The 12762-nt window shown below is 42.2% G+C and carries 11 protein-coding genes; 5 read left to right on the top strand and 6 right to left on the bottom strand.

Translation table 11 applies throughout. The features are described from left to right. Positions 1 to 3: 3 nt before the first annotated feature. On the top strand, positions 4 to 1131 hold the full coding sequence (locus F0361_RS15480) for a carboxypeptidase-like regulatory domain-containing protein (RefSeq protein ID WP_161598250.1): 1128 nt from the start codon (positions 4 to 6) through the stop codon (positions 1129 to 1131). A gap of 10 nt (positions 1132 to 1141) precedes the next feature. On the opposite strand, the gene F0361_RS15475 is transcribed toward F0361_RS15480, so the two are convergent. Then, entirely contained in the window at positions 1142 to 2770 is a 1629-nt protein-coding gene (locus F0361_RS15475) for an acyl-CoA carboxylase subunit beta (protein WP_154920314.1), read from the bottom strand. A 73-nt stretch (positions 2771 to 2843) separates the two neighbouring features. Between F0361_RS15475 and F0361_RS15470 the strand changes: the two genes are divergently transcribed. The 3 genes from F0361_RS15470 (at position 2844) to ettA (ending at position 5938) form a co-directional block, all read left to right on the top strand. Beyond that, positions 2844 to 3818, top strand: a complete 975-nt coding sequence (locus F0361_RS15470) for a Gfo/Idh/MocA family protein (protein ID WP_154919940.1) — start codon at positions 2844 to 2846, stop codon at positions 3816 to 3818. A 78-nt stretch (positions 3819 to 3896) separates the two neighbouring features. Continuing rightward, positions 3897 to 4073 carry a CAL67264 family membrane protein gene (locus F0361_RS15465; RefSeq protein WP_240042728.1) on the top strand — a complete coding sequence of 59 codons (177 nt, stop codon included), beginning with the start codon at positions 3897 to 3899 and terminating at the stop codon, positions 4071 to 4073. A 173-nt stretch (positions 4074 to 4246) separates the two neighbouring features. After that, on the top strand, positions 4247 to 5938 hold the full coding sequence (gene ettA / locus F0361_RS15460; protein WP_154919938.1) for an energy-dependent translational throttle protein EttA: 1692 nt from the start codon (positions 4247 to 4249) through the stop codon (positions 5936 to 5938). Between the two features lie 63 nt (positions 5939 to 6001). On the opposite strand, the gene F0361_RS15455 is transcribed toward ettA, so the two are convergent. The 4 genes from F0361_RS15455 to F0361_RS15440 all read right to left on the bottom strand — a co-directional run bounded on the left by F0361_RS15455 (position 6002) and on the right by F0361_RS15440 (position 10156). After that, complete coding sequence (locus tag F0361_RS15455; RefSeq protein WP_154919936.1) at positions 6002 to 7387, bottom strand: M16 family metallopeptidase; 1386 nt, start codon at positions 7385 to 7387, stop codon at positions 6002 to 6004. Beyond that, positions 7387 to 8793: a M16 family metallopeptidase gene (locus F0361_RS15450; protein ID WP_154919933.1), complete on the bottom strand. Its 1407-nt coding sequence runs from the start codon at positions 8791 to 8793 to the stop codon at positions 7387 to 7389. Before F0361_RS15450 ends, F0361_RS15455 begins: the two co-directional genes overlap by 1 nt. 72 nt (positions 8794 to 8865) lie before the next feature. Beyond that, positions 8866 to 9684 carry an MBL fold metallo-hydrolase gene (locus F0361_RS15445; protein WP_154919929.1) on the bottom strand — a complete coding sequence of 273 codons (819 nt, stop codon included), beginning with the start codon at positions 9682 to 9684 and terminating at the stop codon, positions 8866 to 8868. Positions 9685 to 9697: 13 nt separating this feature from the next. After that, positions 9698 to 10156 carry a GNAT family N-acetyltransferase gene (locus F0361_RS15440; RefSeq protein WP_154919926.1) on the bottom strand — a complete coding sequence of 153 codons (459 nt, stop codon included), beginning with the start codon at positions 10154 to 10156 and terminating at the stop codon, positions 9698 to 9700. A 169-nt stretch (positions 10157 to 10325) separates the two neighbouring features. On the opposite strand from F0361_RS15440, the gene F0361_RS15435 reads away from it, so the two are divergent. Further along, entirely contained in the window at positions 10326 to 11213 is an 888-nt protein-coding gene (locus F0361_RS15435) for a hypothetical protein (protein ID WP_138258354.1), read from the top strand. 74 nt (positions 11214 to 11287) lie between these two features. Here F0361_RS15435 and fumC read toward each other — a convergent pair whose 3' ends face one another. Then, positions 11288 to 12685, bottom strand: a complete 1398-nt coding sequence (fumC, locus tag F0361_RS15430; RefSeq protein ID WP_154919924.1) for a class II fumarate hydratase — start codon at positions 12683 to 12685, stop codon at positions 11288 to 11290. Positions 12686 to 12762: the final 77 nt, after the last annotated feature.

Raw genomic sequence — 12762 nt, 5'->3', positions numbered from 1 at the left:
AAATTGTCCCTTGTACTTTTTTTCGCCCTGTTTTATGCAGGTTTTGCGCAAAGAGATTACAAGGGACAAACGGTTGATGCAAAAACAGGAGAACCCGTTCCTTATGTGAATATTGGTATTTTGGATAAGGGCGTAGGTACCGTATCGGATGAAAATGGGATTTTTCATCTTCCTTTGGAGACTTCAAAATATGGGAATGGGGACTACATCCAAATATCTTGTTTGGGTTATGAAACAATTCGGATACCAGTTTCAAAAATTGAGTTTGAATACAACGAATATCCAAAACAAATCTTGAATCCAGCAGAAATTAGTTTGGATGAGGTTGAGGTAACAAATACTACTTTAGTTCCAATAAAGGAATATATTGGCTATCAAAACAACGGTTCTCCAAGTTTGGGTTATTGGAAGGATAATGTGGCATTGGGAGGGGAATTGGCCACTAAAATTAGAACTTCAAAAGGACCGAGGCAATTGAATTCCCTTGAATTTGAAGTGTGGAGTAATCCATCTGATAGTATCTTAATCCGTATTAACGTATATGATAGTGACGGTCCACTGGGACGGCCGTTAACCAATTTGAACAAATCCGGCAAGGATATCCTCAAGGCACTTAAAAAAGGTCGGGGATTTAAGGATGTAGATTTGGAACCCTTTGCTATTCATGTAACCGATGACTTTTACATATCGCTGGAACTATTAAAAGTATATGGCGATAGTGAAATTGATTTGGTTTTGGCCGCTGCGGACAGTGATTATGGTTCCTATCGGAAATACACCAGTCAGGACAAATGGCAAAAGGTAAGCGATGTCAATATGGCCTATTATTTGGAAACATCCCCATATGTTTCCCAAGAAAAGGCGAAGCGATATGAAGTCAAGGTAGAGAAAGCTAGAAGAAAATTACGCATGTTATCAGGTTTTGCGATTCACAATGGGTCCATGCTTGCCGATGTAACCGTTAAAAACCAGCGTACTAGGGAAACCACAAAAACGGATGATTCGGGTAGATATGTCATCCATGCAGAAAAAAAGGATGTCATTATGTTTTCAAAGCAAGGGTATAAAAAAATGGTTTTGGAAGTTGGGGACCAGCAATTTGCCAATGCACTGATGCGTTTAGTTGATTGAAGCTTTACTACTAAACCTGCAACACCCCCATATTAAACGGTTTTTCAATAGGCGCATGATTGGCGGCCTCAATTCCCATGGAAATCCATTTTCGCGTTTCCAATGGATCGATGACCGCATCGGTCCAGAGACGTGAAGCAGCGTAATACGGTGACACCTGATCATCATAGCGCTTCTTTATTTTGTCGAATAGGGCTTTCTCCTTTTTCTCGGTGATTGTTTCGCCTTTCTTTTTTAAGGAGGCCGTTTCAATTTGCAGTAATACCTTTGCTGCCGAATTACCGCTCATTACCGCCAATTCCGCACTGGGCCAGGCTACGATCAATCTGGGGTCGTAAGCTTTTCCGCACATGGCATAATTACCGGCACCGTAGCTGTTTCCAATAACGACCGTAAATTTTGGCACCACCGAATTGCTCACCGCATTCACCATTTTTGCCCCGTCCTTTATAATGCCTCCGTGCTCACTCTTGCTGCCCACCATAAATCCGGTAACATCCTGTAGAAACACCAAGGGTATTTTTTTCTGGTTGCAATTGGCGATAAATCGGGTGGCTTTATCTGCAGAATCGGAATAGATGACGCCCCCAAACTGCATTTCACCCTTTCCGTTTTTCACCACCTTGCGTTGGTTGGCAACGATGCCCACGGCCCACCCGTCGATTCTGGCATAGCCTGTAATAATGGTCTGTCCGTAGCCATCCTTGTAAGGTTCAAATTGAGAATCGTCCACCAAACGCTTGATGATTTCCATCATATCATATTGCTCGGCACGGGAACCAGGCAGGATTCCATAGATATCTTCCGGATTCTCTTGTGGTTTTATGGGTTTGGACCGATTGAATCCGGCAACGGGAAATTCCCCAATTTTGTCCATGATGTTCCTGATGGTATCCAAGGCATCCTTATCGTCCTTGGATTTGTAATCGGTAACCCCACTAATTTCGCAATGTGTCGTGGCACCCCCAAGGGTTTCGTTATCGATACTTTCCCCAATGGCCGCCTTTACCAAGTAGCTACCGGCTAGAAAAATACTTCCTGTTTTGTCAACAATTAAGGCTTCATCGCTCATGATGGGCAAATACGCGCCACCGGCCACACAGCTGCCCATAACGGCCGATATCTGGGTAATACCCATGCTGCTCATGATAGCATTGTTCCGGAAGATGCGCCCAAAATGTTCTTTATCGGGAAAAATTTCATCCTGCATGGGCAAATAAACCCCTGCGCTATCTACTAAATAAATAATAGGAAGTTTATTCTCTATGGCTATTTCCTGAGCCCGAAGGTTTTTCTTGGCAGTAATGGGAAACCATGCTCCGGCCTTTACCGTTGCATCATTGGCGACCACGATGCATAGTATCTTCTTTATATATCCGATGGTGACTATGACCCCGCCTGACGGGCATCCTCCATGTTCCTCGTACATGCCTTCCCCGGCAAATGCCCCAATTTCAATCTGTTCGGATTTTGGATCTAATAAATAGGCAATTCGCTCTCGAGCGGTTAATTTTCCCTGTTCGTGTTGTTTTGCAATTTTCGCCTTTCCGCCGCCAAGTTGAACCTGGGCAAGCTTTTTCCGTAATTCGGATAATAGGAGTTTATTTTTATCCTCGTTTTGATTGAATTTAAGGTCCATTCTGTCCGTTTTCATTTCTTAGGCTAAAGATAAGGAGTTAAATTTGGGTAAATTGTAAACAAACTATAAAAGTATGGTAAGATGGGGTATTGTAGGTGCCGGTAAAATAGCACATTCGTTTTCAAAGGATTTAGCCTTGGTTTCCGGAGGTAAACTTACAGCTGTAGGTTCTAGAAGTCTTGAAAGGGCTAAGAAATTTGCTGACGAATATGGGGCTCCCCATGTATTTGGGAGTTATGATGCTCTTTTTGAAAGTGATACGGTTGACGTTATATATATCGCTACGCCGCATACGTATCATGCCGAGGTGGCCATCAGTGCAATGGAGGCAGGTAAACATGTACTTTGTGAAAAGCCTATGGGTGTTAACAAGTCAGAAGTAGAGCGAATGATAGAAGCTGCCAAAAAGAACAAGGTATTCTTAATGGAGGCCCTTTGGTCCCGATTCAACCCCACTATAAATGCCGTTAAGGAACTTGTTGACTCAGGTGAGATAGGGGATGTTGGATACCTATATTCAGATTTTGCATTTTATGCCTTAGATCGCGATGAAAAGGGACGATTGCTCAATCCTGAATTGGCCGGCGGTTCTTTATTGGATATAGGCATATACCCAATTTTTTTAGCATATTTAATGCTTGGAATGCCTGCCGATATCTTGGCGAAAGTTCATTTTCATGAAACGGGTGTAGAAAAACAATGTAGTATGATTTTCGACTATCACAATGCACACGCTATGTTATATAGCGGACTAACTTCCGACTCAGAAATGAAAAGTGAAATTTCAGGAAACAAAGGGTCGGTTTTTATCAATCCAAGGTGGCACGAAGCTACCAGTTACACGTTGGTCAAGGATGGGGAAACAAAGACCTTGGAATTACCTAAAATAGGGAAGGGATATGCACATGAAATCGAAGAAGTACATAAGTGTTTACAAGCCGGCAAGTTGGAAAGCGATTTATGGAGCCATCAAAATAGTTTGGACCTGATTTATTTGATGGATACCATACGACAGAAAACAGACATTAAATTTCCTTTTGAATTATAATAATCAGATTTAAAATTGGAAAGGCATATTAAAAATTACGATATTTGATGTTCGCTTAAAACTTAAGGAAAGATGGGAATGAACAAGAACACTGTGTTGGCATGGGCCACTTTTATCATGATTTTGGTCGGGTTGATTTTAATAGCTCTTGGAGCTTTTCGATATAATGAAGTTGCAGGATGGGGCTTTGCTTCGGTCGGCATAGGATTTTTTGCCATTGCCTGGGTTTTTAATGCCCTAAAAGGAAGGGTTTAGGTTTACAAGTGAAAAGTTAAGAGTTCTGAGTTTTATTTTTTTTGAAAAAAGCAAAAAGCTAATGTATGTAACTGTTTTTTCTTTAACCAACAACCAACAACCAACAACCAACAACCAACAACCAACAACCAACAACGACTTACTATTCACTAACAACTAACTTATAGATTTTTATGTCTGACGATAAGAAGGTCATTTTCTCAATGTCCGGTGTGACCAAAACGTTCAAAACGGCCAATACTCCTGTTTTAAAGGATATTTACTTGAGTTTCTTTTACGGTGCCAAAATCGGGATTTTGGGACTCAATGGTTCCGGAAAATCCACGTTGCTCAAAATTATCGCCGGTAAGGACAAGAATTTTCAGGGGGATGTGGTCTTTTCCCCAGGTTACAATGTGGGTTATTTGGAACAGGAACCTGAATTGGACGATAACAAAACCGTCTTGGAAGTGGTAAAGGAAGGTGTAGCGGAAACGGTGGCTATTCTGGATGAATATAATAAAATCAACGACATGTTCGGCCTTCCAGAGGTATATGAGGACGCTGATAAAATGCAGAAGTTGATGGACAAGCAGGCCGCACTTCAGGATAAGATAGATGCTTCCAACGCTTGGGAATTGGACACCAAGCTGGAGATTGCCATGGATGCACTCAGAACCCCTGAGGGCGATAAGAAAATAGGAGTATTGTCAGGAGGGGAAAGAAGAAGGGTAGCGCTGTGCCGATTGCTGCTTCAGGAACCCGAAATTCTTTTGTTGGATGAGCCTACCAACCATTTGGATGCAGAATCCGTACACTGGTTGGAACATCATTTGGCCCAATACAAGGGTACGGTCATTGCCGTGACCCACGACCGATATTTCTTGGACAATGTGGCCGGTTGGATCTTGGAATTGGATAGGGGGGAAGGTATCCCTTGGAAAGGAAACTATTCCTCTTGGTTGGATCAAAAATCAAAACGCTTGGCCCAAGAAAGCAAAACGGCCTCCAAACGCCAGAAGACCCTGGAGCGAGAGTTGGAATGGGTACGGCAAGGTGTTAAGGGCAGACAGACCAAACAGAAGGCCCGACTCAATAATTACGATAAGTTGATGAGCCAGGACCAAAAACAACTGGACGAGAAACTAGAAATCTATATTCCCAATGGCCCTCGCTTGGGAACGAATGTGATTGAAGCGAAAGGTGTTAGCAAGGCATATGGCGACAAACTATTATATGAAGATCTAAACTTTAAGTTACCGCAAGCCGGAATTGTGGGAATCATAGGTCCCAACGGAGCAGGTAAGACAACCATTTTTAGGATGATCATGGGTGAGGAAACCCCTGATAAAGGTGAATTTGTGGTTGGCGATACTGCAAAGATTGCCTACGTGGACCAAAGTCATTCCAATATTGACCCAGAAAAAACCATCTGGCAAAATTTCAGTGACGAGCAGGAATTGATCATGATGGGGGGAAGACAGGTAAATTCTAGGGCCTATTTAAGTCGGTTCAACTTTTCCGGAAGCGAACAGAACAAAAAAGTAAATATGTTGTCCGGTGGGGAACGAAACCGACTCCATTTGGCGATGACCCTCAAAGAGGAAGGAAACGTGCTGTTGTTGGATGAACCTACGAACGATTTGGATGTAAATACCTTAAGGGCCTTGGAAGAAGGTTTGGAGAACTTTGCAGGTTGTGCCGTGGTGATATCCCACGATAGGTGGTTCCTAGACCGTATCTGTACCCACATCCTGGCCTTTGAAGGGAACTCACAAGTTTATTTCTTTGAAGGTTCCTTCTCAGACTATGAGGAAAATAAGAAGAAACGACTTGGTGGTGATTTAATGCCGAAGCGAATTAAGTATAAAAAATTGATTCGGTAGAACCCTCATCGAGGTACCTATTTAAGACCTGTCAGGTTTTCAAAACCTGACAGGTCTATTTTGTTATTGCTTCAACGGTTTTTGAACCGTTTCCATTACTTGGTCCTGTATTTTGGCCTTATCTCCCACGACGATCAAGGTCATATTTTCCGGCTTGATATACTTTTGGGTCATTTCCTGTACCTTTTCAGGGGTAATGGCATGCATGTTCTGAACTTTATTGGTCAAAAAGGACTCGTCAAGATCGTGCGTATCCAAAAATATCAATTGGCCAATGATACCATTGGGGGTTGAGTTCTGAAGTACGTAGATACCGGACTCATAATTAATGATACCATCCAATTCTTCCTGGGTTGGGGGTTCATCCTGCAAGCGTTTGATTTCTTTTTGTATTTCGGCCAAGGAAGCACCTGTGTGTTCGGTAGTTACATCCGCGGATTCGTACCAAACGCCACTCTTGTAATTGGTGTCCAAACTACTATAAGGTGAATACGTATATCCCTTGTCCTCACGGATATTGCTTGTTATCCTGGAAGCAAAGGAACCTCCCAGAATGGAATTGGTAACATCCAATGCCACAAAATCGGCATCCGAAGGGCCAACCGTGGGAAGTCCATAGTATATGGTAGATTGGGGAGCATCGGGTCTGTCAATGATTTTTATCTCATTGGCGGTTACGGGTTCCGCCACGTTGTATTGGGCCTCCGTACCTTTTTTCCAATCGCCCAAGGCACTTTCCACCGCTGTTTTGACTTCATCGGCGTTAAAATTACCGGCCACATAGACCGTAGTCCTCAAGGCACCAAAATGGTTGTCATAAAAGGACTTAATATCGGCAACGGTATAGGAATCTATCAATTCATCCGTTGGATATACCCTTCCGTACGGATGGTTAGGGTAAATTGTAGCGTAAAAGTCCCTGTTTGCCTGTGCCTGGGGTCGGGATAATTGTACCGAAAGGTCCCGTTTCATGTTATCCTTTAACCTGTCCAGTTCACTTTCCGGGAATTTAGGGTTTCGAAGGACATCGGCCATTACTTTTATCGCTTCCGGGGCGAATTCATACAGTACGGAACTGCTTATGGACGAAGTGTGTAACCCAACGCCAATGTTCAGGTTTCCACCCATTCCAGCCATTTCGTCGGCAATTTGCTTGCTCGTTTTCGTGATGCTTCCCTCCTCCAGCAAATCGGCCAAAAGATCGCTCAACCAGACCTGGTTTTCGTTCTCATCAATATTCCCAGTCTTTATACTGAAGCGGATCGTAGCTTTTGGAATAGATCCGTATGGAATCATTACCAATTCTAGTCCGTTGTCAAAGGAAACAATTTCTTTTTTAGGTAAGGTGAAATTTTTAGGTTCGCCTCCTTTTGGGGGCATCTCTTTTTCCTGTGCCCAAACTCCCATAGAGAATGTTAATGCAACAATAAATAAAATGGAACGCTTCATTAGGATTGTGTTTTATCGTTATCTGCCAAAAGGGGATTTACCCTTAGCACGGTTCTATTTGTTTTGGTCAAAAATTCGTCAATGGTTTTCTTGACGATTTCTGGGGTAATTTCCTTAAAGGAATCCTCCAAGGTATTTATCCTTTGAGGGTTGTCATCAAATAATGCAAAGGAAGCAAGTAGGTCTGCACGGCCCAAACCAAAAGTTCCGCCAATGTCATCATAGAGTTGTGACCTGATTTTAACGATGGCCCGATCTATTGTGGGTTGGTCTATGGAATCCTTTAGTCCGTTCATGACTTCATCAATGGCCATCAAAATTTCTTCTTCCGATGTATCCGTATCATAGGTAAGGTCGTACATCCAAAGCATGGGACCTTGGTAATTGAACATATTGCCCAAGTAGTTGATGCCGCCGCTCACGTTTGACGTAAACCCTTTTTCCTTTTCCAGTTTTTGGGCCAAAAGGCTGTTGTCTCCCTGAACCAAAATTTGGTCCAAAAGGCCCATGGCAAAATATTCCGGCGAGTTTCTTTCCGGCATATGATAGGCTAGGGCTATGGCCGGTTTATTGGCCAAGGGATCATCCTTTACAAAGGTTTTTTCCTCCGTTTGTTTTGGCTCTGAAATATCTGGTTTTGCTGGTAGATCCGATGCAGGAATATCTCCAAAATATTTTTGAATCCAAGCCTTGGTCTCTTCCATTTCAAAATCACCCACCACGGAAAGTGCCGCATTGTTGGGAGCGTAATAGGTCTTAAAGAAACTCGATACATCTTCCAGATTGGCGGCGTCCAAATCTTCCAGGTCCCCATAAAAGTTGTGTGCATTATACCAATTGGAATTGGCATATTGTGGCATATCCAACCATGGGAATCCGCCATACGGCTGATTTAGAACGTTTACTTTCACCTCGTTTTTTACCACACCTTGTTGGTTGGTCAGGTTTTCCTGGGTGATGTCCAAACCTCGCATTCGGTCCGCTTCTGCCCATAGCATGGTCTCCAATTTATGGGAAGGGACAATTTCAAAGTAGTTGGTAAAGTCAAATCTGGTTGAACCGTTAAGGACGCCTCCGTTTTCCTGAACGAGTTTTATGAATTCCATTTTCCCCAAATTTTTGGAGCCTTGGAACATCATGTGTTCAAAAAGGTGGGCGAATCCGGTCCTATCCTTCGGTTCTATCCGAAACCCGATGTTGTAGTACACCGCCACGATGGCCGTTGGCGAGGTTTTGTCCTGCGAAAGGATTACCTTGAGTCCGTTGTCCAAGGTGTAATATTCTACGGGTACCTTGAATTGTGCCATTTTCTGACTATCGGCATCCTTCTTTTCTTCTTGATTTTGACAACCAAGTATGCAAAGAAATAACACAGGAAGTAGAAACATTCCGAATTTTAATTTCATACAGTTTTATTTTAGGTGATTAAACAATTTTCATTTAGTAAGACTCATTTCTTACTGCGATGTTACATTTTATCAATATTCTTCATTTGGGTACCAATCCAATTGGACCACTTCAATATTGGTATTGCCGGCGTTTACCAGTTCCTTGAATTTTGAAACATCGCTTACATCTGGTCTGCCCCTGTAATGATAAGGGTAAACTTCTGCGGGTTTAAAATCCAAAACGGCCGAGGCGGCATTCTCCACCGTCATCGTATACGGCAGGTTCATACAAACAAAGGCCTTATCTATATTTTGAAGGTTTCGCATTTCAGGAATGTCCTCAGTGTCCCCGGAAAAATAAACGCGTTCATCCCCCAAGGTGAGGACATAACCGTTGCCCCTACCTTTTACATGAAAATCCTTGGCCTCTTCTCGCAAGTTGTACATGGGGATTGCCTCAATTTTTATACCTTCCAGCGCTGCAGTTTCACCGTTATTCAAAATTTTCAACTGTGGATGGAATGCTTCCGGAAGTTGGTCGGCTACGGCTTGCGGGACTACGATGGCAACATTGTCCGTATTCAGTTCCTGTAAGGTTTCCACATTGAGATGGTCGCCATGTATATCGGTTATTAATAGTAGATCAGGCTCATTTTGACCTTCAAAAGCTTTCGCCCCTCCGGTAGGGTCCACATAAATGGTGACACCGTTCCATTCGAGTACCGTTGTGGCGTGTTCAATAGGGACAACCCTTAAATTGTCCAATACTTGGGATGGAGATTGGGGTGGAATGTTTGCTTTGGAATTGTAAGATGGTACAGCATCAACATCTTTACCTTTCTTGTCCTTACAAGAAAACAAAAGGGTTGCCGAAAAAAATAGTATCGTAAGTAAATTTCTCTTTTTCATAATATGATTTTAATTAAAGTAATAGTTCCATTTTTATATCGGATCGTGCATAGGGAGAATTGTTTTCCAGAATCACTTCCCTAAACCCAAACTTTCTGTATATGTGAAGCGCCGGTTTCAGTATGGTGCTGGAATATAGTTCAATACGCTCCCATTGATTACGCTTTCCCAAAGCGATGGCGTGCGCCAACATCTGTTGACCGATTTTTAAACTTTGGTGTTTCACCTCCACCGCCATTTTTCCCAATTCGTAGATTCCTCCCCCCTTTTTTAATAGGGAGTAGCAGCTCACGGGTTTTTGGTTCCAAAGACCGATGAATATGAGTCCTCCTTTATCCAGGATATGTGTCTGACAATCGTTGAGAAGTTCATGATCTTTATCCTCCACATAAAAAAATCGTTCTAGCCATGCCAGATTTAAGTCCCTAAAAACATCCTTGTATTTTGCCTCAAAAGCAATGATTTCCAGCATTATATTTGGAATCCTAGTATCTTTAAATGTATTAAAAGTACATAGTCTTTGAAAACGGATTTAAAATTATTTAACATTAAAAAATCTAAAATCCGCATCCGTACGTATATAGAGTGATACAAACAAACACTTTAGTTGAAAATCAACAAGATTAATTAAATATTACATTATGACCGAAACAAAAAATAACAATGGTTTGAAAGTCCTAGCGGCTTTATTGGGTGTAGTGCTCTTAGGTACTATTATCTACACTGTTAGTCTTTATCAGGATAAGAAAAAGACTGAAACCGTTCTAACCAAGGAGAAGGAATTGGTGGTTGAGGACTTGAATAGCTTAAAATCCGAATACGATAAGGCTATTTTAGAAAGTAACGCTACCAATGAGGAATTGGTTACGGCTAGGGATAATATTGCAAAATATATCGATTCCGTAAAAACAATGAAAGCCGATATTTCCGCTTTGTCAAGATATAGAAGACAAGTGGATGTACTTAAGGCCGAAAGAGAGCAGTTGTTGAAACAAGTGGATTCTTTAACCCGATCCAACACGATGATTGCCATGCAACGTGACAGTACGTATGTTGAGTTAGAAAAACAAACAGTTTTCAATGATTCTTTGGTTGTGCAGAATACGCAACTGGCCGATGCCGTTGCCAAAGGTTCCGCTTTGAATCTTTCAAAATTTAATGTAGATGCCGTAAAAGAGCGTAATAGTGGTAAATTGGTCTCAACGCAAAGAGCCAGGGCTACTGATAAATTTAAGATCTGTTTCACGGTTGCCGATAACGTTATCGCCCAAGCCGGTGATAGGGAATTTTATTTAGAGGTATTGGATCCCCAAGGAAATGTTATGGGCGAAAGTTTCTCCAAGACAAACGATGAAGGTGCTTCCATTACTTACAGTAAGGCTACGGAATTCTATTACGAAAACAAGGCTTTGGATGTTTGTGATTACATTAACAAACCAGCTAGTGATTTCCAAGATGGAAACTATATGGTGAATGTGTATGATGATAAGCTTAAATTATTGGGAACTTCCAAGTTCGCTTTAAAATAATAGAACACTATCCATTACATATATAAAAAGGGCGGTCTTTCGTAGACCGCCCTTTTCATTTTCTACAACAATTTTTATTTAAGACTTCCTACCATATCTTCAGGTTTTACCCATTCATCATATTCTTCGGCGGTTACATAACCTAGATTCACGGCTTCCTCTTTTAAGGTGGTTCCGTTTTTGTGGGCCGTATTCGCTATTTCGGCCGCTTTGTAATATCCTATCTTTGTGTTCAAGGCTGTAACCAACATCAAGGAGTTGTTCAAGAGTTGCTTGATGACACTATGATTCGGCTCAATGCCAGAGGCACAGTGTTCCTCAAAACTTATGCAGGCATCCCCCAATAGTTGGGCGGACTGTAAAATATTCGCCGCCATCATTGGCTTGAATACGTTCAATTCATAATGTCCTTGTGTACCTCCAACCCCAATGGCAACATCGTTGCCCATTACTTGGGCACATACCATGGTCATTGCCTCACATTGTGTAGGGTTTACCTTGCCCGGCATAATAGAACTACCTGGTTCGTTCGCCGGAATGATTATTTCCCCTATTCCCGATCTTGGTCCCGATGCCATCATTCGTATGTCGTTTGCAATTTTGTTCAACGAAACCGCCAATTGCTTCAGTGCCCCATGGCTCTCAACAATGGCGTCGTGTGCGGCCAGGGCCTCAAATTTGTTTTCTGCGGTTTTAAAGGGTAAACTGGTAAAATCTGCAATGTATTTGGCTACTAGTACGTCATAGCCTTCGGGTGTGTTCAGTCCGGTACCAACGGCGGTTCCTCCCAAGGCAAGTTCGCTCAAGTGGTCCAAGGTGTTGTGCAATGCCTTTAGCCCATGGTCCAATTGGGAAACATATCCGGAAAATTCCTGCCCAAGGGTTAGGGGAGTGGCATCCATCAAATGTGTCCGACCAATTTTAACAACATCCTTAAATTCCTTTGCTTTTTTATCCAAGGTATCCCTTAATCGCTTTACTCCGGGAACGGTTACCTCCACGATTTTTTTATACGCCGCAATGTGCATGCCCGTTGGGAAGGTATCGTTTGAAGATTGGGATTTATTGACATCATCGTTGGGTTGAATGGTCTTTTCACCTTCCCCGATGACCTTTCCCGCAATTTCATGGGCCCTGTTGGCAATCACTTCGTTCACGTTCATATTACTTTGGGTGCCAGAACCTGTTTGCCAAATTACCAATGGAAATTGTTCATCATGTTTACCAGCCAAAATTTCATCACAGACTTGGGAAATTAGGTCTCTTTTTGCTTCGGACAATACGCCTAACTCGCAATTGGCATATGCGGCCGACTTTTTCAAATACGCAAAACCGTAAACTATATCCAATGGCATGGATGCCGAAGGTCCAATTTTAAAATTATTACGGGAACGTTCCGTTTGTGCCCCCCAATACTTATCCTTGGGCACTTGTACTTCGCCCATAGTGTCTTTTTCTATTCTGTAATTCATGATGTTAATTATTTTGAATAACAAATTTAGGGGTTTGCCCAATTTTTTGGACTTCAATGCCTATTAAATATTTTTTT

Origin of the sequence: Maribacter flavus, assembly GCF_008386635.1 — a bacterium.
GTDB lineage: Bacteria > Bacteroidota > Bacteroidia > Flavobacteriales > Flavobacteriaceae > Maribacter > Maribacter flavus.
This window is presented reverse-complemented; position numbering and strand designations above follow the sequence as displayed.